Here is a 23,979-nt window from a genome sequence, read left to right as displayed (position 1 = left end):
GTCGCATTAAGGCAATATAGGACCTTTCATCACAAGATCCTCTTTATGGGCGCGCCGACACGCCCTCATCCCTCACATGCCGACGGCCGCCGGACATCCGAGATGCCCGGCGGCCGTGGCCGTCCTCCTGGTCAGCGCGGTGACAAGGTCACGAGGCGCCCACCACGTCCTTCTCCTCCGCGAAGTGACAGGCCGACTCGTGCGCCGCCCCGCCGCCCGCCTCGCGGAACCGCTCGGGCACCGCCAGCAGCGGCAGCTCCTGCGCGCACCGGTCCTGCGCCTTCCAGCACCGGGTACGGAAGCGGCAGCCCGAGGGCGGGTTCGCCGGCGAGGGAACGTCCCCGGTGAGGATGATCCGCTCCCGCGACTCCCGGCCCTCCGGATCGGCCTGCGGCACCGCCGACAGCAGCGCCTGGGTGTACGGGTGGGTCGGGTGGTCGTAGATCTCGGTGTCGCTCCCGATCTCCGCCATCTTCCCCAGGTACATCACGCCGACCCGGTCGGAGATGTGCCGCACGATCGACAGGTCGTGCGCGATGAACAGGTACGACAGCTCGAACTCGTTCTGGAGCTTGTCCATCAGGTTGATGACCTGCGCCTGCACCGACACGTCCAGCGCCGAGACGGGCTCGTCGCACACGATGATCTCCGGGTTGAGCGCCAGGCCCCGGGCGATCCCGATGCGCTGCCGCTGGCCGCCGGAGAACTGGTGGGCGTACCGGTTGATGTACTCCGGGTTCAGCCCCACGACCTCCAGCAGCTCCTGCACCTTGCGGCGCCGGTCGCCCTTGGGCGCCACCTCGGGGTGGATCTCGAACGGCTCGCCGATGATGTCACCGACCGTCATCCGGGGGTTGAGCGAGGTGTACGGGTCCTGGAACACCATCTGGATGTTCCGCCGCACCGCCTTCAGCGCCCGCCCGGACAGCTTGCTGATGTCCTCGCCCTTGTAGAAGATCTCCCCCGAGGTGGGCTTCTCCAAGTTCATCAGCAGCTTCGCCACGGTGGACTTGCCGCAGCCCGACTCGCCGACGATCCCCAGCGTCTCTCCCCGGTACAGGGCGAAGGAGATGTCGTCGACGGCCTTGACCGCGCCGATCTGCTTCTTGAAGAGGATGCCCTGGGTGAGCGGGAAGTGCTTGACGAGATTGCGCACTTCCAGGATCGGCTCGCGCTCGCTCGCGGCCTTGCCGAGGTCAGCCATGGAGCGTCTCCTTCCACAGGTGGCAGGCGCTGGACCGCCCGGTGATCGGGATGCCGTCCCGCTCGGTGACCTGCACCAGCGGCGGAACGTCCGTACGGCACTGGTCGGTGGCCAGCGGGCAGCGCGGGTTGAAGGCACAGCCGCCCGGCACGGCGGTCAGGCTCGGCGGCAGACCGGAGATCGCGTACAGCTCCTGGCCCTTGAGGTCAAGACGCGGTATCGACTCCAGCAGGCCCTTGGCGTACGGGTGCGCAGGCCGCTTGTACAGCTCGTGCACCGGGGCGTTCTCCACGATCCGGCCCGCGTACATCACCGCGATCTTGTCGGCGACGTCCGCGACCACACCCAGGTCGTGGGTGATGAGGATGAGCCCCATGTTGTGCTCGCGCTGGAGCTCGGCCAGCAGGTCCATGACCTGCGCCTGGACGGTGACGTCCAGGGCCGTGGTCGGCTCGTCCGCGATGATCACGTCGGGCTCCAGGGCGAGCGCCATCGCGATCATGATGCGCTGGCGCATACCGCCGGAGAACTGGTGCGGGTAGTCGTTCACCCGCTCCTTGGCCGCCGGGATGCGCACCCGGTCCATCAGCTCGATGGCCTTGGCCTTGGCCTCCTTGCGCGAGGCGCCCCGGTGCACCCGGAACATCTCGCCCAGCTGGAAGCCCACCGAGAGCACCGGGTTCAGGGAGGACAGCGCGTCCTGGAAGATCATCGCGATCTGGTTGCCGCGGATCTTCCGGCGCTGGGCCTCGGACATCTTGAGCATGTCCTGGCCCTTGAAGAGGATCTCCCCACCGGTGATCTTCCCGGGCGGCATGTCGAGGATGCCCATGATGGTCTGGGCGGTCACCGACTTGCCGGAGCCGGACTCACCGAGGACGGCCAGCGTCTCGCCGGCGTCCACGGTGTAGCTCACGCCGTTGACGGCGTGGGCCGCGCCCTCCCGGGTGTGGAACTCCACATGGAGGTCACGGACCTCCAGCAGCGGTACGCCGGGGGCGTCCGCCGGGGTGATTTCGACCGGTTCGATCGACACGCGCGTCAACTCCCTCAGCGCAGCTTGGGATCGAGGGCATCGCGCACGGCGTCACCCAACATCAGGAAGGACAGGATGGTCACGCTCAGCGCGATCGAGGGGAAGATCAGGATGTGCTCGGCCACCCGGATCTGGTCCCGAGCGGAGTTGATGTCCCCGCCCCAGGAGATCGCCGGGTCGGAAAGACCGATGCCCAGGTACGAGAGCGTGGCCTCGGCGGTGATGTACCCGCCCAGCGCCACCATGGCCACCACGATCACCGGGGCGGCGGCGTTCGGCAGGATGTGTCGCAGCAGGATCCGGCCGGTACCGGCGCCCAGCGAACGGGCGGCCTGCACGTAGTCGGCCTGCTTGATGGTGATCACCGAACCGCGCATCACCCGGGCCACGGTGGTCCAGCCCAGGAAGGCCAGGGCCAGGATCACCACCCACTCGGTGCGGGCGTTGAAGGAGACCAGCACGACCATGGCGCCCAGCATGAAGGGGATGCCCATGAAGGTGTCGGTGACCCGGGAGAGCACCGCGTCGATCCAGCCGCCGAAGTAGCCGGCCAGCATGCCGATGAGCCCGCCGGCCACCAGCACCAGCGCGGTCACCGAGATACCGATGATCACCGAGGCCCGCGTGCCGTACACCACGCGGGCGTAGATGCTGCGGCCCTGCTGGTCGTAACCGAACCAGTCGGGCTGGAAGAAGTGGGTCAGTTCCGGCTTCTGCAGGTAGTGCTGGGTCAGGTCGCCCAGCCGCGGGGTCTCTGAGGTGAACACCGAGGGGAACGCCGCGACGAACAGCAGGAACAGGATGATGATCGCCGGGATCACGAACTTGGGCTTGCGCCGCAGATCGCGCCAGGCGTCCGACCACAGGCTGCTCGGCCTGCCCGGCGGCGGGCCGGCCTCGGCGACCAGCACCCCGTCGGGGGTCTTGACCGTCTCGCCGCCCTTGGTGGTCGCCGTGGTGTCAGGAGCCTCAGGCATAGCGAATCCTCGGGTCCAGGACCGCGTAGAGCAGGTCGACGAGCAGGGAGACAACGAGATAGACGACGATCATGAAGGTCACGATGCCGACGACCGTGGAGCCCTCACGGGTGTTGAGCGCCCGGAAGACCGCCCGGCCGATGCCGTTCACGTTGAAGATGCCCTCGGTGACGATCGCACCGGTCATCAGGTTGCCGAGGTCCACGCCCAGGAAGGTGACGACCGGGATCATGGAGTTGCGCATCAGATGGACACTGACGGCCCGGCGCTGAGTGAGGCCCTTGGCGCGGGCGGTGCGCATGTAGTCAGAGCGCTTGTTCTCCGCGACCGAGGTACGCGTCAGCCGCGCGACATAGGCGAGGGAGAGCGCGGCCAGCACCATCGCGGGGAGCAGCAGTTCGCCCCAGTTCTCCGAGTCCTGCACGGAGGGGGTGATCCAGCCGAGCTTCACACCGAAGTAGGTCTGCACCAGGTAACCGAGCACGAAGCTGGGGACCGAGATCAGTAGCAGGGTGACGAAGAGGACGCCGCTGTCGGTCTTCTTGCCGGCCCGCAGCCCGGCGATCAGGCCCATGGCGATGCCGACGACGGCCGTGAAGACGAACGCCATCAGGGTGAGTCTGAGGGTGGCGGGGAGCGCGTCACCGATCACATCCATGACCGGGCGTCTGCTGGCGATCTGGACGCCGAAATCACCCTGGAAGACCCCGATGAGGTAGTTCCAGTACTGCTGCATGATCGGCAGGTCCAGGCCCAGTTCCTTCTTCATCTGGGCCATCTGAGCCGGGTCGGGGGCACGCTCGCCCCACAGTGCGGCTATCGGGTCACCCGGCAGGGCGTACATCATCATGAAGATGATGAAGGTCGCCCCCACGAACACCGGGATCATCTGGAGCAGTCGCCGCGCGACGTAGCGCCCCATCGTTCCTCCATGTCAGTCGGCAGGGCCGGTGGCCGCTCCGGGTCACGGAAGCGGCCACCGGCCCCCTTGCAGCAGCGGTCTTACTTGACCGTGATGTCCTCGATCACCGGCTGGCCGGCGACGTCGAAGTGGACGTTCTCGACGTTCTCCGAGTAGCCACCGTTCACGTTCTGGTACCAGAGCGGAATGGCGGGCATGTCCTCCCAGAGGACCTTCTCGGCCTCCTGGTAGGCGGCGACCGTCTCGTCGAAGGAACCGGCCTGGTCACCCTGCTTGAAGAGGTTGTCGACCTCTTCGTTGCTGTAGCGGCCGTAGTTGGACGGCGCGGTGGAGCTGTACAGGTCCCGCAGGAAGTTGACGTTCAGCGGGTAGTCCTGCAGCCAGCCACCCCGGTACATGCTCTTGACCTTGTCGGCGCGGCGGTCGGCCAGGTCGGTCGCGAAGTCCGGCTTGGTGTCCAGGACGCACTCGACGTCCAGGTTCTTGATGATGTCGTTGCAGACCGCGGTGGCCCACTCGGCGTGACCGCCGTCACCGTTGATCTGCAGGGTGATCTTGTCGCCGGGGACGCCGCCACCCTCCTCGACCAGACGGCGGGCCTCCTCCGGGTTGAAGTCGGTCTTGCCGTCGGCGGCGTTCTCCAGGTGACCGAAGACGCCGGGCGGGGTGAAGCTGTCGGCCGGGGTCCGCGAGCCGTTGAGGACCGTCTGGGTGATGGTCTCCCGGTCGATCGCCATCGAGACACCCTGGAGGACCTTGGACGGGTCGTCCAGGTCGCCCCAGCCGGCGTAGAAGGCCGGGACGATGGACTGGGTGGCGTTGTACGGCTGCGCGATGGCGCGGTCGCCCAGGTCGTCCTGGTAGACCGGCAGGTCCTTGGGGTCGACCTGACGGAGCACGTCCAGGTTGCCGGACTGGAGGTCCTGGTAGGCGGTGCTCAGGTTGTCGTACGCGATGATCTCCACGCCGCCGTTCTGCGCCTTGTTCGGACCGGCGTAGTCGGCGTAGGTGGTGAGGGTGATCTTCTCGTTGTGCGTCCAGCTGGTGAACTCGTACGGGCCCTGGCCGATCGGCGCCTGGCCGAAGCCATCCGGGTCCTCGTAGAAGCTGGAGGGCAGCGGCGCGAAGACGTGGTAGCCCAGCTTGTACTCGTAGTACGAGACCGGGTTCGCCAGCGTGATCTCGAAGGTGCTGTCGTCGACGACCTTCAGACCGGACATGGTGTCGGCGGTGGGCTCAGCGCCCTCCTCCGACGGGTGGACATCGGCGTAGCCCTCGATGTCCTCGAACCAGGCGCTCTGGCTCTGGCCGTTGTCCACGTTGGCGGCCCAGTTCCAGGCGTCCACGTAGTGCTGGGCGGTGACCTTCTCACCGTCATGGAAGGTGAAGCCGTCCTTCAGCTTCACGGTCCACACGGAGGCGTCGTCGTTCGACTCGATGGACTCGGCCGCGACGTACTTGATGGAGCCGTCGTCCTCGAAGTCCAGCAGGTTGGCGAAGACGTTCTTGATCACCAGTGAGCCGAACTGCTCATTGGTGCTGGTGGGGACCAGAGCGGACTGGGGCTCGCCGCCGTCCACCTTGACGATGCCCGAGGCGTTGCCGGACGCGTTGCCGCCGTCGCCGCTGCCGCCCTTGTCGTCATCGCTACCACAGGCGGTCGCGGCCAGGGCCACAACGATCGCCACTGCGGCCCACTTGGCGCTGCGCGCACCACGCATGGGCTTGCCTCCTTGGGAGTCCGGTTCGTTGCTGGAAAACCGCAGACTCGGAGGTTGTCAACACGCGTTGAATACCCAAAGCGTCCTGCGGCCGCGCTCGGCGAAAGCCTGAGCGCAATGCCCCCAACTATTGGGCATAAAACTTCGGTGAACCACCGATCGCCGATTTCATTTTGATGAAGATAGGGAGGTGAGATCAGACAATAAGGACATACCCACCCCCTGGAGTCACCGATATGCGGACTCATGTGACGAAGGTCGCCCCATTCCGTTCGCATAACGAACACAACTCAGCGCGGACGACCGGATCGAACCTTGACAGAATTCGATACATCCGGTAGCCCGCGCTGAACGGAGAGCTACTGCCGGGTAGAGCCCGGGTCGTTACTGACGCTTCGCCCGCGACGCGGCGCGCGCCCGATCCCGCTGGTCGAGCTGCACCTTGCGGATCCGCACCTCGGTCGGGGTGACCTCGACGCACTCGTCCTCACGGCAGAACTCCAGCGACTGCTCCAGGGAGAGCTTGCGCGGCGGAACGAGATTCTCGGTCGTGTCCGAGGACGCCGCCCGCATGTTGGTGAGCTTCTTCTCCTTGGTGATGTTGACGTCCATGTCATCGGCGCGCGAGTTCTCGCCGACGAGCATGCCCTCGTACACCTCGGTGCCCGGCTCGATGAAGATCGTGCCGCGCTCCTGGAGGTTCATCATCGCGAAGGGGGTGGCCTTGCCGGCGCGGTCGGCCACCAGGGAGCCGCTCTGCCGGGTGCGCAGCTCGCCCACCCACGGCTCGTGGCCCTCGAAGATGCTGTGCGCGATGCCGGTGCCCTTGGTGTCGGTCAGGAACTCGGTGCGGAACCCGATGAGCCCGCGCGAGGGCACCAGGAACTCCATCCGCACCCAGCCGGAGCCGTGGTTGGTCATGGTCTCCATGCGGCCCTTGCGCGACGCCATCAGCTGGGTGATGGCACCCAGGAACTCCTCCGGGGCGTCGATGGTCATCCGCTCGACCGGCTCGTGGGTCTTGCCGTCGATCTCCCGGGTGACCACCTCGGGCTTGCCGACCGTCAGCTCGAAGCCCTCACGGCGCATCTGCTCCACCAGGATGGCCAGCGCCAGCTCACCGCGGCCCTGCACCTCCCAGGCGTCGGGACGCTCGGTGGGCAGCACCCGCAGCGAGACGTTACCGACCAGCTCCCGGTCCAGGCGGTCCTTGACCAGGCGCGCGGTGACCTTGTGGCCCTTGCCGCCCTTGCCGACCAGCGGCGAGGTGTTGGTGCCGATGGTCATGGAGATGGCCGGCTCGTCCACCGTGATCAGCGGCAGCGCCACCGGGTTCTCCGGGTCGGCGAGGGTCTCGCCGATCATGATGTCCGGGATGCCGGCCACGGCGCAGATGTCGCCGGGGCCCGCCACCTCGGCCGGCTTGCGGGTGAGGCCGTCCGTCATCAGCAGCTCGGAGATGCGCACCTGCTGCTGCGAGCCGTCCCGCTTGAGCCAGGCCACCGACTGGCCCTTGCGCAGCTCGCCCTGCTTGACACGGCACAGCGCGATCCGGCCCAGGAAGTTGTCCGCGTCCAGGTTGGTGACGTGCGCCTGGAGCGGGGCCTCCTCCTCGTACACCGGGGCGGGCACGGCGGACAGCAGGGTGGAGAAGAAGGGCTCCAGGCTGTCGCTGTCGGCCGGGACCGTGCCGTCGGCGGGCTGGGTCAGCGAGGCGATGCCGTCGCGGGCGCAGGCGTAGACGATGGGGAACTCGATCTGGTTCTCGTCGGCGTCCAGGTCGAGGAAGAGGTCGTAGGTCTCGTCGAGGACCTCGGCGATCCGGGCGTCGGACCGGTCGGTCTTGTTCACACACAGGATGACGGGCAGCTTCGCGGACAGCGCCTTGCGCAGCACGAAGCGGGTCTGCGGCAGCGGGCCCTCGGAGGCGTCCACGAGCAGGACGACGGCGTCGACCATGGACAGGCCGCGCTCGACCTCACCGCCGAAGTCGGCGTGGCCGGGGGTGTCGATGATGTTGATGACGATCGGGGTGCCGCCGCCCTTGGGGTGGTACTTGACGGCGGTGTTCTTCGCGAGAATGGTGATGCCCTTCTCGCGCTCCAGATCGCCGGAGTCCATCACCCGGTCGTCGACCTGCTGGTGGGCGGCGAAGGCTCCCGCCTGCTTGAGCATGGCGTCGACCAGCGTCGTCTTGCCGTGATCGACGTGGGCGACGATGGCGACGTTGCGGATGTCATGGCGCGTGGGCATGGCTGACGGTGCTTCTTCCGAGACGAGGGAGTGAGACGGCTCGGCAGATATGTACACCGGCCTGTCCCGCTATCGTACGGGGCCCGGCGTGCCGCCGCGCTCGCGCCGGGGATCCGGGGCGAGCGCGGCGGGGGCGTGGTGACGCTCAGGCGCGGTAGCCGATGTCCTGGTAACGGGGGGTGGCCAGGCCGAAGGCGCCCACCCCGGCCAGCGCCGGGTCGACGGCGACGAGCTGCGGGCGCTGGAAGAGCGGGATGGATCCGGCGGTCGCCCACAGCCGGGCGTCGGCCTCGTTGAGCAGCCGGTGGTGCTCCTCCTCGTCCAGCTCACCCGCCGCCTGGGCCAGCAGCTGGTCGATGTGGTCGGTGCCGATGCGGGTGTAGTTCTGCTGGACGGTGAGGCCGCCGTCCGGCTCCTGGTACGGCTTGGCGAACAGCGGGGCGGCGTCGGTGGCCGGGTAACCGCTGGCGGGCCAGGAGTACAGGGCGAGGTCGAAGTCGCCGGTGCTGATGTGGTCGGTGAAGAAGGTGTGCGCCGGGACCTCGGTGATCACGGCGCGGACCCCGGTGGCGGCGAGCATGGCCGTGATGCGGTCCGCGATCTGCCGCTGGCGGGCGCCGGCCTCCCCGTCCGGGACGACGAAGCGCAGGCTGAGTGCCGTGCCGTTCTGGTCGGTGCGGACGGCGCCGGCCGAGCGGTCGGCGAGGTCGTCGGCCGCCGCCTCGGTGCGGGCGGCCTCCTCCTCCAGCTGAACGGCCTGCTTCTCGGCGTCCTCGGCGCCGTCGGCGTCGGCGTCGGCGTCGGCCTCAGCCAGTTCGCGCTGGGCGCCGGCGGCCTGGCGCAGCAGGGCGGCCTGCTGCCGGGCGGCGGGCTGGGCGGCGGGCAGCGGCCCGGAGACGAGGGCGGACGGCGGGCCGGCTGCCGGGTCCGCGGCGGCGTTCTGTTCGTCCTGCTCGGCTGCGGCGCCGTCCTCGCCCTCGGAGCCGGGCCCGCCCTCCCAGCCGGCGTCGTCCAGCAGGGAGCCGGCGATCTTCGTGCCGAAGGTGCCGAGCGCCTCGCTGTTGTCCTCGTACCCGATCTGGTCCAGGGTCCGCAGATGGCTGCCGAGCGAGCGGACGGGCAGTCCGGCCGGTTCGTGCACGGCGGCGGCGAGCGCCTCGCGGTCGATGGCGCGGGCCACCGCCCAGCGGACCCGTTCGTCCTTCAGCGGCCCGGAGCGGCCGTTGAGGGCGAGCTGGGTGTAGGCGGGGGCGTAGGCGCGGTGCACGGAGTACGCGCCGTCGTCCGCCTCGGTGACGCGGTCGGCGTCGTCGGGGTCGATCTCCAGCACGTCCAGGGAGCCGGCCTCCAGGGCGGCGCCGCGTTCGGCGTCGGGCACCACGGTCAGGACCAGTTCGTCCAGCAGCGCCGGATCGCCCCACCAGGTGTCGTCGCGCACCAGGGCCAGGGTGCCGGCCTCGCGGTCCGCCTTCCCCAGTGCGAACGGTCCCGCGGTGGCGGGCAGTGCCTCGCGCGAGCCGGTGCCGAACACGGCGGCGTCCTCGGTGACGGCCTTCGGGTACAGCGGGGTGAACAGCGATTTCCAGTCCGCGTAGGGCTTGGCGAAGGTGACCTGCACCTGGTGCTCGCCGGGTCCGGCGGTGACGTTCTCCACCCGGTCGTAGCCGGCGTTGCGGGCCGCCGGGTGGCTGCCCTCGCCGCCGCCGAGCGCCCGCCACTGGGCGATGAAGTCCTCGGCGCCGATCGCCCGTCCGTCGCTCCAGGTGGCCTCGGGATGCAGGGTGTAGACGACGGTCTGGCGCGGCTCGCGCGTGGTGATCTCGGCCGACCTGAGGTAGTCGGTGTTCAGCTGTGGCCGGCCCCGCTCGTCGAGCGTGAACAGCGCCGGCAGAACGGCGGCGGCCACCTGGTCGGTGACCGGCCCGGCCTCCGGCGCGAAGGCGTTGAAGGTGGCGGGCAGTTCGGCGACCCCCCAGCGCACGGTGCCGCCGGTGCGCAGTTCGGTGCGGTCGGCGAGGGCGAGCGACTGTGCGGCGCCGGAGGCCCCGGAGCGGGTGGGTCCGGTGTCGCTGCCGCAGCCGGTGAGGGCGGCGGCCAGGGACAGGGCCCCGGCGAGCAGCAAGGCCAGCGGCCTCGGCCCGTGGCGGCGGGTCACTGGGGGGCGCATGCCGTACCTCCGGTCAGCTCATCACACGTATCAACGGCAGATGTCCCACTGAAGGCGACGTGAGGGGCGCGATGGCGGCGACACGGCGTACGCCGGGCGCCCGCCCACCCGAGCGGCGTACCGGATCCGGCGCGGCCGCGGCGGCCCGCATAGCGTCAAGGGGTGCTGCTGCGATGCCTCACCGCGCTGGCCGGGACCGCGGCGCTGCTGCTGCCGGCCGAGCACCCCGTCGAGCTGACCGGCGAGGGCGGGGTCACCGACCGGGCGGACGCCCTGGGCGGCCGGGCCGCCCAGGTGCGCGAGGCGATCGGCGAGGCGGCCTCCGGGGAGGGCCTTCAGGTGTACGCCGCCTATGTCCGTGACTTCTCCGGTCTCGACGCCCAGACGTGGGCCGACGCCACGGCGGAGCGGAACCAGCTGGACGCCCACGCGGTGCTGCTCGCGGTGGCGACCGCGCAGCGCGCGTACGCCTTCTCGGTGGACGCCGCCTCGGGGCTGACGCGGGAACAGATCGAGGAGATCGGACGGATGGCGGTGGCGCCCGCGGTCGGGCGCCGCGACTGGGCGGGCGCGGCGATCGGCGCGGCGCGGGGGCTCGCGGCGGTGCGTGAGGGGGAGCGCATCCCCGTCCCCGCGCCGTCCACCGGGGCCCCCGAGGCGGGAGAGCCTCCGGCGGGCGGCGGCATCGAGACGGTACTGCCGCTCGCGCTGCTCGCCGCGGGGGTCGCGGTGATCTGTTATCTGGTGGTACGCGGTACCCAGGGCCGTCGCGGCCCGCCCGGCACGTGACGACAACCGGCCATTGGGCGGAGGTTGTTGGCCGGTCCCTCGGCCAATCCGTGTGCGCGGGGTGAGGCACAGGCGTATGGTCTGGCATATGCAGACCGGGGGTGAGGAATGAACGACAGCAACCTGCGCCCGTGGCAGGTGATCCGGCAGGATGAAAACGGCAGTCGCTATCGCATAGGGCATTGCGCCACCCGCGCCGAAGCGCAACGCCTCATCAGACGGCTGGAATCCGGCGCCGGCGTACGCCCCGTCACCGAGCCCGGCCGGTATCTGGTCGAACGGGTGGAAGCCGGGGTCCGCGCCCGCCGCTGAGCGGCACCAGACACGCCACCACCACGCCGCACCGCTGGGCCATACCGGGGAGCGCGCCGCCCTCCCCGATCAACCCGATGGGTATCGGACGATTGGTCCGATTTATCCGGATACCGTTATCATCCGGAGAAGACGTACCCGAGCGGGGGCAGGAGCGTGTGACGACCAACCCGTCCGAGCCGTCCGGACTGACCCCGGTCCCCTCGGCCCGGAGCGACGAGCGCTCACTGCTCGATGTGCTGCGCGTGGCGATCATCATGCTGGACGAGCGCGGCACCATCCGGCTGTGGAGCCCCATGGCCCGTGAGCTGCTGGGCTGGCCCGACCGCGACGCGGTGGGCCGCCGCCTCACCGACATGCTCGCCCCCGGCCACACCCCCGCCACCGTCGCGCGCATCCACGCCACCCTGCGCAACCGCAGACACTGGCGCGGCCGGCTGCCGCTGCGCCACCGCGACGGGCACATCATCCAGCTGGAGGGCCGCGCCGCCCTGCTGCTGGACGCCGGCGGCACCCCGTTCATCCTGGCCAACCTGGTGGAGACCACCCGGATGACCGGCATCGAACAGGACCTGGCCGCCTTCGACGCCCTGTTCACCGCCTCCCCGCTGGGCATCGGCGTCTTCGACACCGAACAGCGGCTGGTACGCGTCAACGAGGCGCTCGCCCGCATGCACGACGCCACCCCCGCCGAACTGCTCGGCAAGACCCTGCTGGACATCCTCCCCGCCCCCATGGCCCAGAAGGTGTACGCCGTCCAGGGCGATGTCCTGCGCAGCGGCCACTCGGTCACCGACCTGATCACCCCCGCGCCCGACGGAGTACGGGCCCACTCCCTGTCCTTCGGACGGCTCACCGACCGCGACGGGCGCACCGTCGGCGTCAGCTCCACCGTCACGGACATCACCGAACGCCGCGAGGCCCTGGACCGCATCGAACGGGCCAGGCAGCGGCTCGCCATGCTGGACGACATCGGCAGCTCGCTCGGCGACCTGCTGGACGTACGCCTGATCGCCGGCTCACTCGCCCAGCTGCTGGTGCCCCGGTTCGCCGACTACGCCGCCGTGGAACTGCTCGCCCCCGTCGCGCACGGCGGCGAGCTGCCCACCGCCGAACAGCTTCCGGACACACCCGTCCTCCAGCTGGGCACCGCCGCCAAGCAGCACAGCACCCACACCGACACCGCCCTGGAGGCCGGCGAGCGCATCACCTTCGAGCCCGGCTCCCCGTTCAGCACCGTGCTGCGCACCGGCAACCCGCTGCTGATCGGCTCACCGGACGAGCTGGGCGCCCAGTCCGCCAAGGTGCGCGCCGCCATGGACCTCGGCATCCACTCGATGCTGATCCTGCCGCTGCGCGCCCGCGGCACCGTACTGGGGCTGATCATCCTCACCCGGGCGGGCCGCCGCTCCGCCTTCGACCGGGAGGACCAGGCCCTGGCCATGGAGGTGGCCGGACGGGCCGGCATCTCCATGGACAACGCCCGTCTGTACGCCCGGGAGCGGGAGTCCGCCCTCACCCTCCAGCGCAGCCTGCTGCCGCAGAACGTGCCGCAGCCGCCCGGCGTGTCCGTCAGCCACCGCTATGTGCCCGGCAGCGTGGGCACCGAGGTGGGCGGCGACTGGTTCGACGTCATCCCGCTGGCCGGCGGACGGGTCGCCTTCGTGGTCGGCGACGTGATGGGCCACGGGCTGCGCGCCGCCGCCACCATGGGCCGGCTGCGCACCGCCGTGCGCACCCTGGCCGGCCTGGAGCTGGCCCCGGCCGAACTGCTGCGCCGGGTGGACGACCTCAGCGAGGACCTGGCCCAGGCCCCGGACGACCAGCTGTGGGCGACCTGCCTGTACGCCGTGTACGACCCGGCCTCGCGCGCGTGCGTCCTGGCCAAGGCCGGGCATCTGCCGCCCGTGCTGGTGACCCGGGACGACGCCACGGGCCTGTGGTCGGCCGACGCCCTGGACCTGCCCTCCGGCGCCCCGCTCGGCGTGGGCGGGGTGCCCTTCGAGGAACGGCGGATCACCGTCCCGGAGGACTCGACGCTCGTGCTGTACACCGACGGCCTGATCGAGACCCGCGGTGAGTCCATCACGGCGGGCCTGGAGCGGCTGTGCGCGCTGCTGGCGGCCAGGGGCACCCCGGGGGCGCCGCTGGAGGAGATGTGCGACCGGATCATCGAGGGCCTGAGCCCCGCTGCGGGCCCCGGCGGCGGGGCACCCGGCCCCTCCGACGACATCGCGCTGCTGGCCGCCCGGCTGAGCGGCCTGCCGGAGGGCAACTCCGCGGAATGGATCTTCGCCCCCGAACCGCACGCCCCGCGCAAGGCCCGGCGCGCGGTGCGCCGGGCGCTGCTCGACTGGAACCTCGAACCCCTGGTGGACACCACGGTGCTGCTGGTGAGCGAGCTGGTCACCAACTCCCTGCGGTACGCGCACGGCCCGGTCGAGGTGCGGATGGTGCGCGGCACGTCCCTGCTGGTGGAGGTCTCCGACCGGCTCCCCGACCCGCCGCACGAGCGCACCGCCTCCCTGCTGGAGGAGGGCGGCCGGGGCCTGCACCTGGTGGCCCGTCAGTCCCGGCGCTGGGGCACCCGGCAGGCCGCCCGGGGCAAGACGGTGTGGTTCGAGCTGCTGCTGCCGTAGCGGGGCTCATCTCACCGGCAGGTGGTAAGCGATCCGGAACCGGTCGGCGGGGATCACCACGTCGGCGGTCTCCACCGGCAGCCCGCCCGCCCGGTAGGTGCGGGTGATGACGAGCACCGAATGCCCGGCGAGACCGCCCAGCACCCGCGCCTCGGCGGCCAGCGCCGGCCGGGCTCCGACCTCCTCGGCGACGTTGTCCACCTGGATGTCGATGGCCGCCATCCGCTCCACCACCCCGCGCCCCGCCAGCGGGCCCTCCTCGGGCAGCATCACCGGTGTCCGGCCGGTGACGGCCAGCGGCTCCCAGGAGGTGGACAGCATCACCGGCTCATTGCCGGAACGGAACACATAACGGGTGCACATCACCGCGTCCCGGGGCGAGATCGCCAGCCGCTCGGCCACCGCCTCCCCGGCGGCGACCCGCTCGCTGCGCCCCTCCCAGGTGCCGCGCACCCGTTCGTCGGTCTGCTCCTGCCGGAACGGCGAGCACTCCCCCATCGTCCGGTACCCGCTGCGCGAGATCCGCCGGGGCGCCGGCCGCTCCCGCACATAGGTCCCCGAACCGGAGCGCCCCTCGACCAGCCCCTCGGCCATCAGCACCTTCCGCGCCTCCAGGGCGACGGTGTCCGAGACCCCGTACTGCGCCCGGATGCTCGCCTGCGAGGGGAGGCGGGTGTGCGGCGGCAGCGTCCCATCGGCGATCTGCTGCCGCAGATCATCGGCCACCTTCAGATACGCGGGCTGCTCACCGAATGGCATAAGCCCTCCCCGGCGTTGATCCGTCTGCTGATTTCACAAACAGCAACAGCTTGACAACGGAGGGTTGCCGTCCGCAAGAGCTGGCCACCGAATCACCCGAAGTGATGACACGTCCGTGACCAGCACGGATCGCCGACGTTCCGTTCCGCCGCAGCCCGTTCACACCCATACCGCCCTGCCGCGCCCCATGGCACACTGGGCCGCCTTCTCCCGAAGGAGCTTCCGTTGCCGACACGGGACACGACACGCGGCATCCACCTCGTCGACATCCCGGGAAGCGGGGTGTCCGAGATCCGGGCGCACCCGGAAGGCACCATCGGCCACCTGGGCCTGACGGCACCCACGACGGCCGGCTCCGCCGGAGGCCGGATCGACACCCTGCGGATCACCCGCCCCGACCCCGGCCTTCACTGGGCCCGCGCGGCGATCACCGCGGCCGGGGAACGCCTCGTCGCCCGCGGCTGCGGCTACGCCCAGGTGACCCTGCCCACCGCCGACCACCCCCTGCTGCCCGCGTTCCGGGCGCTGGGCTACCGCGAACTGGCCCGCACCCTCAGCACACCGCTGGGCGGCCAGCAGCCGGTGGACGGCGCGTACGCCCTCCACGCCCTGACCGAACGCGGCTTCCTGGCCTGGCTGCCGCTCTTCCGCGCGGACTACCGCGACGCCCTGCGCCGGGGCGGCATCCCGGCCGCCGAGGCGGAGGCGGGAGCCGGCCGCTGGGCGGCGGACCTGACCGCGAACCGCCTCGACTCGCACCGGCACGTCCTCCGTTCGCTCTCCCACCGGGGCGTGCCGGTCGGACACCTGTGGGCCGCTGTGACCCGTGGCCCGCAGACCAGGGCGTTCGTCCTCGACGTACGGATCGCGCCGGCCCACCGCGGCCGGGGGCACGGCCGCGCCCTGCTGCGGGCCACCGAGAACGAGGCGCTGTCCCTGGGGTGTTCCACCCTGGGCCTCAGCGTCTTCGCCGACAACCGGCCCGCCCTGCGGCTCTACGACGCCCTCGGCTACCCGGTGAGCGGCGTGGTGCTCCTGCGGCGGCTCACGGGCTGACCGCGACGGGGAACGAGGCGAAGCGCCGGATCGGGAAGCTCTGCCCGCGCACCGGCTCGTCGGTGGTCAGCAGATCGGGGAAGCGCCGGCACAGCCGGTGCAGCGCCTCCTGCGTCTCCAGCCGTGCGAGACCGGTGCCCAGGCAGTAGTGCGGTCCCGCGCTGAAGGCGATGGAGGGGCCGCCGCCGCGGGCGGGAACGAAGCGGTCGGGGTCGGGGTACCGCGCCGGGTCCCGGTTCGCCGCCCCCAGGCACACCGACACGGCCGAGCCCTCGGGAACGCGGTGTCCGGCCAGCGAGAGGTCCCGGCTCGCCCAGCGCAGATTGGCCAGCTGGGAGGGCGGGTCGAAGCGGATGACCTCATCGGTGAAGCCCACCGCGGCCGCCGCGTTCGCGGCGATGGCCGCCCGCTCCTTCGGGCGGTCGCGCAGGAGGAAGACGCTGTTGGCGATGGCGTAGGAGGTGGTCTCGAACCCGGCGACGTACAGGAAGACCACGTTCGCCAGCAGTTCCCGGTCGCTGAGGCCCCGGCCGTCGCCGCCCTGCGCCAGGATCAGCTCGCTGATGAGGTCGTCCGCCGGCTTCCGGCGCCGTTCGGCGATGAGCGCGGCGAAGTACTCCTCCACGGCGCCGGACGACGCCGCGGCCTCCTCCGGCGCGGACGGGGCGAGCACGTTCTCCAGGTGCCGGTGCAGTTCCCCGCGGAACCAGTCCCGGTCCGCGCGCGGCACGCCGACCAGTTCGCTGATCACCGCGATCGGCAGCGGGTAGGCGAACTCGCGCAGGAAGTCGATGCTTCCGCCGCCGCGCCCGAGCTCGTCGAGACGGTCCAGCAGCAGCCCCGCGTTGCGGGAGATCATGGGCCGCAGCTCCTCCAGCCGCCGGGGCGAGAACGGCTGGGAGAGCAGCCGCCGCATCCAGGCGTGCGAACCTGGCCGGACGTAGAGCAGGGAGCTGGCGAACAGGTGCTGGTCCTCCGCCGCTTCCCCCGCCGCGTCGTCCGCGCCGGACGGGGGCTGTGTCGCCAGCCGGAACCGCGGGTCGCGCAGGGCCTCGTACGCCTCGGCGTGGCCCAGCACCCAGAACCGGTTCCCGGTGCGGTGGACCGGGCCCGCCGCCAGGAGCGCGCGGTAGGCGGGGTAGGGGTCGGCCTGCCCGGCCGGGGAGAAGAGCCCCGTCAGGAGCGTCTGGGCGTCCGTCATTCCGCCTCCGGTCGCAGGGCGAAGAACGGGGACGCGTGCAGGAACTTGGGCGCGATGGCGGTCTCGTAGCCGCCGCTCTCGCAGATCAGGAACTGGCAGCGGCGTCCGTCCGCGGGCGTCTCGGGGTCCATCAGGGCCGCCTGCCGGACGAACGCGCGCAGCATCCGGTCGGGGACGCCGTCGCGCACCGCCTCCTGGCCGCCCGCCAACAGGTCCGTCACCAGCTCCGCGCACACCGCGAGCACCGACTTCTCGCCGCGGCGGCCCGGTGACCACACCACCGAGGACCAGGAGCGCTTCTGCCGCTCCATGGCGCGGCGCCACGGAGTGACCTGGCCGTCGTCCCCGGCCACCCGGTAGAGCAGCACATAGTCGTGCTGGATGGGGAAGGGGGCGAAGAAGCGCCAGTTCGGGATCGCCCCGACCTTGTCGTACCGGCGCAGCGCGTCGAAGGAGCGCTGCGGGTGCTGGCTCAGCACGGTCACCGCGAGCCATCCGGCGAGCAGCAGCTGGACGCCTCGTTCACCCGGCGTGGTGCGGTGCGGCATACCGTCCTCCTGATTCCTCGACAGCTGTTCCGGTGAACTCCTCGATGACGCGGGCCAGGGCGGTCACGCACTCCGGTGTCAGCGGCACCTGGTCCCGCTGCACCCGCTCCAGCACGGTGTGCCCGCCGTGCTCCACCGAGGCCAGCAGCTCCGCGCCGAACTCCTCGTAGGCGCGGCTCTGGGCGCTGCGCGGTCCGGAGGTCACCAGGTGGACGGGGGCGGTCACCTTCGGCGGGGCGCCCGAGGTGAGTTCGGTGTGCGCGGCCCGCCATTCCCGCAGCGCCGCCCGCCACAGGCCGGCGTCGCGGTACTGGTCCAGGCACAGCCGCCGTGCTTCGGCGGTGAGGAGCCGCTCCCAGGGCGGGGCGGCCAGGAGCGGGGCCAGGCCCAGTTCGCAGGAGAGCGGAATGTGGCTCATGTTGTGGCCCACCTGCTCCGAGCCGCTGTGCAGCAGCGCGGACCGGCCCAGCTCGGACGGGTAACGCGGGTCGAGCAGCACCAGCCCCGCCACGGGCCGCCGGGATGTCTCCTGGGCGGTCATGGCCAGCAGGCCGCCGAGCCCGTGACCGACCAGGATCACAGGTCTGCCGGGCGGGACCGCGGCGATGACGTCGACCAGGTCGGCGCGCGCCGCGTCGAGGGTGAAGGGGGCGCGGCTGCGGTAGCGGCTTCTGCCGTAGCCGGCGCGGTCATGGGTGAGGACGGAGAACCCGGGGTTCAGGGCCTCGCGCAGCACGCTCCAGCGGGCCACCGGCGTGCCCAGGCCGGGCACGAACACCAGGACGGGGTCCTGGGGGAACCGGGGCCGGGCGGCCCGGTGGAGCGTGTACGCGATGAGGTTCCCCGCGCCGGTCTCCAGGAACTCCTCGTCGCCCGCGCCGCGTTCGACACGGCGCCGGCGTGCCGACCGCATGCCCAGGCCGCAGGCCAGGGCCCCGGCGAGCAGCCCGCCGGTCAGCCGGGGCAGGACGTCGCTTCTACCGGCCACGGACATCCGCACCACCCGTTCCGCTCGCTCGCCCGGTCGACTGTGTGACGTAGAGAACCGCCGGATAGGTGGACAGGAACGCCCACACGAAGCGGGACAGGCCCATGACCCGGCCGTTCACGACGTGGAAGGTGGCGGTGGTCGCCAGCATCGGCACCGTCAGCCGGCCCTTCCCGGCGAACACCAGCGGGAAGGCGCACTCCACGACGATGACGCCGGCGCCGACGGCCCGGGTGACGCGTGGGTAGCGCTTCGCCAGGGCGTAGGAGGCGCCGTCACCGTACGCCTCGGTGCGCAGCACCAGCGGCAGCGCCTCACCGTTGCGCCACTGCGGCCCGGCGAGTTTGGCCACCCCGGCGGTGGCGTACGACAGGGCCGACTGGACCCCGACGAACCACAGGCACGCGTCGACGATCGCCGGCCGGGTGTCCTGGGAGCGCGCGAGGGCCGCGACGCCCTGCACCATGAAGGCGACCTGGTCCGAGCCGTCCGTACCGAAGTACTGGCGCGGGTTGGTGACGGCGGAACTCAGGGACAGGAACGCCCCGGTGGCCACCCGGTGCCGGCGCGGGGTGCCGGGGATCAGCAGGGAGACGGCCGCCGCCGCCCGCGCCAGGTGGATGGCGCGGCTGACTCCGGGCCTGGCGACCAGGCCCAGGGCCCGCTGGACGGGTCGCGGCGCCCAGGCGTAACGCTCGCGCAGCAGGTCCCAGTCGGCCAGGACGGCGTTGCGCGGGTCGCGTTCGTTGGCGAGCACCTCCAGGCTGTTGACGAGGTGGGTGAGCGCGCTCACCTGCTCGGTCGTGGTGAGTGCTCTCTGCCTGCCGATCCGCGGAGACCGGAACGCCTTCTTCATCAGGTGCGACACACGGCGCACTCTCATCACCTCTTCGCAGGAACGGTGTTCGGTCAGGCCAGCAGGAGCGCGGCGTCCCAGGCGGCCGGTGCCGTGTCGCCGCGGGTGTGGGCGTCCAGCGCGAGGGCCACGCCGGCGGCGCCGTCGAGGAATCCGGGAGCGTCGATGGGCCGGCCGCTGCCCTGCTCCGGGTACCGGTAGCCGAACGCGGATCCCGGCTCGAAGTGCCGCACGATCCGCTCGGCCAGGTGCTCCCTGGTCCGGGCGACCGCGGTGGCGTGCTCCCCGGTGGCGAAGAACTTCAGGCAGTTCAGCGCCCCGGCCCAGCCGTGGCACAGGGAGGCGTCCGTGATCCCCCACTCCCCGGCCGGCACGCGGATCATCGCCGCCACGGCCTGTGCCGCCAGCTCCGCCAGGTCCGCGCGGCCGGTGGCGCGGGCGGCGAGCCGCAGGGCGCAGGCGATGCCCAGACCGCCGTAGCACCAGGCGACCCGGCCCCGGCCGGCTCCCGCCCCGGCGTGGTGCCAGTCGTCCCAGGTCAGCAGGTTGGGCCAGTGGAGGCCGTACGGGTCGGCGCGGTGCCGCTCCACGTACACCCGCGCGATCCGCTCGATGGCCTCCCGCTGCCCCGGTACGCGCACGCCCGCCTCCAGGGCGAGGGACAGCAGGGCGAGCGGGCCGGCGATCCCGTGCGAGAGCCCCAGGTTGAGATGGCCCTCCCGCGCGCGGGTCACGGGCTCCCCGCGGGGGCGGCTCAGGCTCCAGTACCCGGGGACGGAACCGCCCTCGGTGGCCACGGGTTCCGTCAGCCGGACCAGCGCGGCGAGGACGCTCTCCAGCACCGGGCGCAGGGGGGCGCCGCGCAGCAGGGCGTACCGTCCGGTGCCGGTCAGGCCGACGATGATGTCGTGCCCGGCCAGGGTGGACAGCGGGGCCGCCGCGGCCTCGTGCTGGGAGGCGGCCATGGCGGTCAGCGCCCGGTCCAGCCGGTCCAGGAAGGTGGTGTAGCCACCGGTCCGGGCGGCGCGGCCGTGGGCGGCGAGGCCGATGCCGGCGAGGCCCGTGTGCAGGCCGGCGTTGAGCGCGGGGATCCGGCCCAGCCAGCGGGCGACGGCCGTCAGGTGGGCGTGCGCGGCGGCGCCGGTGTCCTGGCCGCCCGCCTCTGTGTGGTCCAGGAACAGCGCCGTCCCCGCCAGGCCCCTGCCGAGGGTGTGCCGGGTCTGGGGCGTCCACAGGGCGGTGTCGGGCGAGGCGGTGAAGTGGTCCAGGATCCGGCCGGGCTCGCGCAGCCGGCGGACGACCTCCGCCGTGATTCCGGCTGCCCCGGTGTGCGGATCGGCTCGGGTGGGCGTCGGGTTCACTCCGTTCCCCCCTGTCCCGGCCCGCCGGGATGCGCGAGCCCCCGGGCCACGTGCCCCAGCAGCGTGAGCGCGCGCCGCTCGCTGTGCTCGTCGCTGCCGATGAGCCGGTTGTGCTGCATGTGCAGCAGGCTGAGGACGGCGTGATCGCGCTGCACCGGGGTGAGGGCGGAGGACGGGTGCCACAGCAGCTCGCCGTACTCCTTGGCCGCCACGTTCCCGGTCCAGGCCTGTTCGAGGTTGGCGGCCGGCAGGACCTCGGCGACCCGGCGCGCGGTGCCGTGCGCGGTGATCAGGTCGCGGGCGGCGTCGATCTCCGCGCGCGAGACCTCTCCGTCCCGGCTGCGCGGGAACTGCTTCGCGGCCCACGCGGGCCAGTCGAAGCCCAGGGCGGTCAGCAGGCAGGCGTGGTTGGCGGCCAGCAGGGTCACCGGCCCCATGGCCGCGCCCGCGCCGCCCTCCAGCAGGCCGATCTGGTTGACGGCGGTCTGGCTGTCGGTGCAGAAGACACGCTCGGCCAGTGGCAGCGCCTCGGGCCCGCCGTACCGGCTGATCTCCGGCTCGTAGGTGTGGACGGTCACCTCCCGGAAGGCGTGGGAGGCGCGCACCGTGCTCAGCGCGGTCAGCAGCGAGTCCAGCAGCCGGGTGCCGACCTCGGGGGATCTGCGGAGGAAACGCAGCCGCAGGTGCGGGCCCGGGGAGCCGAACCGCAGGAAGAACCACCGGTCGGTGTCCGCCGCGACCGCCCTTACGACCTGGGGCAGATGGCGGGAGAGGAACGTGCTGTGGGCCGAGGTGTCGGCGTGGACCTGGACGTAGGCCCACTCCCCGCCCGGTTCGTGGCGCGGCTGCGCGAACACCGTACGGGCCAGGTCACGGGTGAAGGCACGGGTGGGCGCGGGGCGGCGCGCGCTGCGCAGCGGGACCACGATCTCGTTGCTGCGGCCGTCCAGCCAGCCGCTGTCCCGCTCCTTCGCACCGGTGGTCTCGGTGACCATGACGCCGCCCTTGAGCACGTCGCGCCGGAACATCTCGCCGTGGAAGGCGTTGTCGAGGTCGATGGGGTAGACCCGGTCCACGCGCGCCACGCTCACCGCGCCGGGGATCTGTGCCCGCTCCCGCCAGGCGCGCAGGCCGCGCTCCCAGGTGTCCTTGTGCTGTGCGGCCTGCCGCAGTGCGGCGGTGGGGCGCCAGGTGCGGGGGAAGGCGATGACGCGCCCGACGCGGACCCGCGGCAGGTCGGGCATGGCCTCGAAGCCCGCCCAGGACCAGGGGGTCCAGGGCTTGGTGCCACTGGTGTACCGGAGTTCGCTGAGGAACCGGGCGAGGTTCGGGGCGCGTTCGGCGAGGGCCAGCATGTGCGGGACGAAGGGCTGGACATGACGGCCGGCCCGTTCCCAGTACAGCCGCAGGGCGCGCCCGTCGCAGTACACGATCAGCTCGCGCCAGTCGATGGCGCCCGCGTCGCGGCCGGGGAAGGTGCCGACCGGCAGGGTGTGGGGAGAGAGCCGCGGGGTGCGCATGACGTTGCGGGCGCGGAGGTTGCTGGGCCGGAACATGACCTGCGCGTACAGGGTGTCCGGCGGCGCGGAGCGGGCGTCCGTGCACAGCGCGGCGATCGCCTCGGTGTGTCCGGTCAGCTCGGCGAAGCGTCCCAGGGTGGCGCCGATGACGCGGGAGCCGACGAGGGGGGAGGCGACGAGGGTGAAGTCGCCTGCGGTGAGTTCCGCCAGGCCCGGCGACAGCAGCTGGAAGCACAGGTCCATGGAGGAGGGCGGGGCCTCGCTCGTGGAGTGCCGGGCCAGCCGCTCGATCTCGGCCGGGCCGAGGGTGACTTCGCCCCGTCCGCCGCGCAGTGCGCGGTGCAGGAGTTCGGCGGTGACCTCGTACCGTTCCCGGTTCTCCTCCTCGGGGACGGGCCGTTGGTACGCGCCGAGGCCGCTGGGCTCCACGCGGGGGTGGAGGTAGCCGGTGGGGAAGCCCAGTCCCCGGTGGGAGTCGACCAGGGTCTCCAGGCGCTCCGCGCCGTACCGGCCGTAGCGGTCGACGAAAGCGTCGAAGTACGCCGTCATGTGCGGGTGCGAGGGCACCTCGGGCGCGATGCGCCACAGCGTGGAGGCGTAGCTCTCGACCTCGCGCAGGACCTGGTGGGGCAGGGTGGCTTCGATGTCCGTCCCGAGGTCCACCTGGAGCGGGTTCTCCGCCGCGCCGACCGCGTCGCGAGCCGTGGCGGCGGCGTGTTCGAAGGCGGCGCGGCCCCGGCCCAGGTCCTGCTCCGTGTAGCGCCGCACGGCCTCCGCGACCCCGGGCAGGGCGGCGGGCAGCCCGGTGCCGGCCGCGCCGGGGATCGCGCCGCCGAAGTCCAGGGTGTCGAGGGAGGTCAGCAGCACCTCGCGGCCGATCAGTTCCCGCAGATAGCCGTCGACACGCTCCCCCGTCAGTTCGGGGAAGTCCCGGACGGTGTCGCGCACCAGGTCGCGGTAGGTCGCGGGGGTCCTGGTGGCGGCCAGGACGGCGGACAGCAGCCGGGTCACCCGTACCGAGACGCTGCCGTTCCGGCTCGTGGCGGCCTGGTCGCCGGTGGTGTCGGCACCGCGCGCGTAGGGCAGCACGAGCCGGCCGCCGCGCAGCAGGCACAGGTCGTTGGCGACGACGGTCAGCGCGTTCCGTACCCCGTCGTCCGCCAGGAGCAGCCCGGTGGCCCGCTCCGCCCAGCGCGCGTCGTGACTCACCCGCTTGGTGGGGACGGTGCGGCGGACGGCGGCCCGCTCGGCGGCGGTCGCGATCGACACTCCGGCCTGAATCCCGAAGGGGGTGGGGCGTCCGGTCAGGCGCAGCGCGTACTTGGTGAGCGAGATGGCCGTGCCGAGCAGCTTCTTGCGGGAAGGGAGCGCGCCGTGCTCGATCTTGTCCAGTGTGTGGCTCAGCGATCCGCTGGAGATCGCGACGGATTCTCGGAGAACGGCGTGGGACGCCAATTGCCGGACATAGGAAACGAGCTGTTCTTCCGACATTTCACCGGAGACCGCCGTCTGCGGCAGCAGCCCGGAAATCCCTTCGCGCGGAAGGGTGGAGACGCGCAGAAGCATGGGTTCTTCTGCGGTGAAATACGTTCCCGTCATGTGTTCCCGCTCTTACCTCTCCCCGCCCGGAATCAGTGGGCGGGCCCACGGGCCCGGAGAGTTTCCTCTCC

The 23,979-nt window shown here is 71.7% G+C and carries 18 protein-coding genes; 4 read left to right on the top strand and 14 right to left on the bottom strand.

Going from position 1 to position 23,979, the window contains the following annotated elements; genetic code table 11:
- Positions 1–148 precede the first annotated feature (148 nt).
- The 7 genes from SXIM_RS18315 to SXIM_RS18285 all read right to left on the bottom strand — a co-directional run bounded on the left by SXIM_RS18315 (position 149) and on the right by SXIM_RS18285 (position 10,280).
- Entirely contained in the window at positions 149–1,204 is a 1,056-nt protein-coding gene (locus tag SXIM_RS18315; RefSeq protein WP_046724696.1) for an ABC transporter ATP-binding protein, read from the bottom strand.
- Complete coding sequence (locus tag SXIM_RS18310; protein ID WP_376045445.1) at positions 1,197–2,240, bottom strand: ABC transporter ATP-binding protein; 1,044 nt, start codon at positions 2,238–2,240, stop codon at positions 1,197–1,199. Before SXIM_RS18310 ends, SXIM_RS18315 begins: the two co-directional genes overlap by 8 nt.
- Before the next feature lie 14 nt (positions 2,241–2,254).
- Positions 2,255–3,217: an ABC transporter permease gene (locus tag SXIM_RS18305; protein ID WP_030737437.1), complete on the bottom strand. Its 963-nt coding sequence runs from the start codon at positions 3,215–3,217 to the stop codon at positions 2,255–2,257.
- The gene (locus SXIM_RS18300) at positions 3,210–4,139 is read right to left on the bottom strand and encodes an ABC transporter permease (RefSeq protein ID WP_030737440.1); all 930 of its coding nucleotides are present in this window, start codon (positions 4,137–4,139) and stop codon (positions 3,210–3,212) included. Before SXIM_RS18300 ends, SXIM_RS18305 begins: the two co-directional genes overlap by 8 nt.
- Positions 4,140–4,219: 80 nt before the next feature.
- Positions 4,220–5,860 (bottom strand): peptide ABC transporter substrate-binding protein, encoded by a 1,641-nt coding sequence (locus SXIM_RS18295; protein WP_030737443.1) that lies wholly within the window; start codon positions 5,858–5,860, stop codon positions 4,220–4,222.
- A 384-nt stretch (positions 5,861–6,244) separates the two neighbouring features.
- Positions 6,245–8,113: a translational GTPase TypA gene (gene typA, locus SXIM_RS18290; protein WP_030737445.1), complete on the bottom strand. Its 1,869-nt coding sequence runs from the start codon at positions 8,111–8,113 to the stop codon at positions 6,245–6,247.
- Between the two features lie 145 nt (positions 8,114–8,258).
- Positions 8,259–10,280 carry an ABC transporter family substrate-binding protein gene (locus SXIM_RS18285; protein ID WP_046724694.1) on the bottom strand — a complete coding sequence of 674 codons (2,022 nt, stop codon included), beginning with the start codon at positions 10,278–10,280 and terminating at the stop codon, positions 8,259–8,261.
- Positions 10,281–10,442: 162 nt separating this feature from the next.
- On the opposite strand from SXIM_RS18285, the gene SXIM_RS18280 reads away from it, so the two are divergent.
- From SXIM_RS18280 to SXIM_RS18270, 3 genes are all read left to right on the top strand, one after another.
- On the top strand, positions 10,443–11,069 hold the full coding sequence (locus SXIM_RS18280) for a TPM domain-containing protein (protein WP_053116247.1): 627 nt from the start codon (positions 10,443–10,445) through the stop codon (positions 11,067–11,069).
- A 108-nt stretch (positions 11,070–11,177) separates the two neighbouring features.
- Positions 11,178–11,381 carry a hypothetical protein gene (locus SXIM_RS27665; RefSeq protein WP_030737453.1) on the top strand — a complete coding sequence of 68 codons (204 nt, stop codon included), beginning with the start codon at positions 11,178–11,180 and terminating at the stop codon, positions 11,379–11,381.
- A 158-nt stretch (positions 11,382–11,539) separates the two neighbouring features.
- On the top strand, positions 11,540–14,020 hold the full coding sequence (locus tag SXIM_RS18270; protein WP_046724693.1) for an ATP-binding SpoIIE family protein phosphatase: 2,481 nt from the start codon (positions 11,540–11,542) through the stop codon (positions 14,018–14,020).
- 6 nt (positions 14,021–14,026) lie between these two features.
- On the opposite strand, the gene SXIM_RS18265 is transcribed toward SXIM_RS18270, so the two are convergent.
- Entirely contained in the window at positions 14,027–14,779 is a 753-nt protein-coding gene (locus tag SXIM_RS18265) for a GntR family transcriptional regulator (protein WP_030737458.1), read from the bottom strand.
- A 225-nt stretch (positions 14,780–15,004) separates the two neighbouring features.
- On the opposite strand from SXIM_RS18265, the gene SXIM_RS18260 reads away from it, so the two are divergent.
- The gene (locus SXIM_RS18260) at positions 15,005–15,835 is read left to right on the top strand and encodes a GNAT family N-acetyltransferase (protein WP_053116246.1); all 831 of its coding nucleotides are present in this window, start codon (positions 15,005–15,007) and stop codon (positions 15,833–15,835) included.
- Here the strand turns inward: SXIM_RS18260 and SXIM_RS18255 are convergent.
- The 6 genes from SXIM_RS18255 to SXIM_RS18230 are packed head-to-tail and all read right to left on the bottom strand — an operon-like array spanning position 15,825 to position 23,875.
- Positions 15,825–17,036 (bottom strand): cytochrome P450, encoded by a 1,212-nt coding sequence (locus tag SXIM_RS18255; RefSeq protein ID WP_046724692.1) that lies wholly within the window; start codon positions 17,034–17,036, stop codon positions 15,825–15,827. The two genes, SXIM_RS18260 and SXIM_RS18255, sit on opposite strands and share 11 nt — an antisense overlap.
- Positions 17,033–17,584, bottom strand: a complete 552-nt coding sequence (locus tag SXIM_RS18250; RefSeq protein WP_030737472.1) for a hypothetical protein — start codon at positions 17,582–17,584, stop codon at positions 17,033–17,035. The genes SXIM_RS18255 and SXIM_RS18250 overlap by 4 nt, the downstream gene beginning before the upstream one ends.
- Positions 17,559–18,572, bottom strand: a complete 1,014-nt coding sequence (locus SXIM_RS18245) for an alpha/beta hydrolase (protein WP_168222775.1) — start codon at positions 18,570–18,572, stop codon at positions 17,559–17,561. The genes SXIM_RS18250 and SXIM_RS18245 overlap by 26 nt, the downstream gene beginning before the upstream one ends.
- On the bottom strand, positions 18,562–19,440 hold the full coding sequence (locus SXIM_RS18240) for a hypothetical protein (protein ID WP_046724690.1): 879 nt from the start codon (positions 19,438–19,440) through the stop codon (positions 18,562–18,564). Before SXIM_RS18240 ends, SXIM_RS18245 begins: the two co-directional genes overlap by 11 nt.
- Before the next feature lie 41 nt (positions 19,441–19,481).
- Positions 19,482–20,789, bottom strand: coding sequence for a lanthionine synthetase C family protein (locus tag SXIM_RS18235; protein WP_053116244.1), 1,308 nt, complete (start codon positions 20,787–20,789; stop codon positions 19,482–19,484).
- Positions 20,786–23,875, bottom strand: a complete 3,090-nt coding sequence (locus tag SXIM_RS18230) for a lantibiotic dehydratase (RefSeq protein ID WP_046724689.1) — start codon at positions 23,873–23,875, stop codon at positions 20,786–20,788. Before SXIM_RS18230 ends, SXIM_RS18235 begins: the two co-directional genes overlap by 4 nt.
- Between the last annotated feature and the right edge of the window lie 104 nt (positions 23,876–23,979).

The sequence above is a fragment of the Streptomyces xiamenensis genome (assembly GCF_000993785.3).
GTDB classification, from domain to species: Bacteria; Actinomycetota; Actinomycetes; order Streptomycetales; family Streptomycetaceae; genus Streptomyces; species Streptomyces xiamenensis.
Note: the sequence above shows the minus strand (reverse complement) of the source record. Positions and strands in the feature narration are given on the sequence as shown.

Bases quoted from the DNA above. Each gene is read 5' to 3' on its own strand.
- SXIM_RS18315 (WP_046724696.1), bottom strand. From the start codon at position 1,204: ATGGCTGACCTCGGCAAGGCCGCGAGCGAGCGCGAGCCGATCCTGGAA.
- SXIM_RS18305 (WP_030737437.1), bottom strand. From the start codon at position 3,217: ATGCCTGAGGCTCCTGACACCACGGCGACCACCAAGGGCGGCGAGACG.
- SXIM_RS18300 (WP_030737440.1), bottom strand. From the start codon at position 4,139: ATGGGGCGCTACGTCGCGCGGCGACTGCTCCAGATGATCCCGGTGTTC.
- SXIM_RS18295 (WP_030737443.1), bottom strand. From the start codon at position 5,860: ATGCGTGGTGCGCGCAGCGCCAAGTGGGCCGCAGTGGCGATCGTTGTG.
- typA (WP_030737445.1), bottom strand. From the start codon at position 8,113: ATGCCCACGCGCCATGACATCCGCAACGTCGCCATCGTCGCCCACGTC.
- SXIM_RS18285 (WP_046724694.1), bottom strand. From the start codon at position 10,280: ATGCGCCCCCCAGTGACCCGCCGCCACGGGCCGAGGCCGCTGGCCTTG.
- SXIM_RS27665 (WP_030737453.1), top strand. From the start codon at position 11,178: ATGAACGACAGCAACCTGCGCCCGTGGCAGGTGATCCGGCAGGATGAA.
- SXIM_RS18265 (WP_030737458.1), bottom strand. From the start codon at position 14,779: ATGCCATTCGGTGAGCAGCCCGCGTATCTGAAGGTGGCCGATGATCTG.
- SXIM_RS18255 (WP_046724692.1), bottom strand. From the start codon at position 17,036: ATGACGGACGCCCAGACGCTCCTGACGGGGCTCTTCTCCCCGGCCGGG.
- SXIM_RS18250 (WP_030737472.1), bottom strand. From the start codon at position 17,584: ATGCCGCACCGCACCACGCCGGGTGAACGAGGCGTCCAGCTGCTGCTC.
- SXIM_RS18230 (WP_046724689.1), bottom strand. From the start codon at position 23,875: ATGCTTCTGCGCGTCTCCACCCTTCCGCGCGAAGGGATTTCCGGGCTG.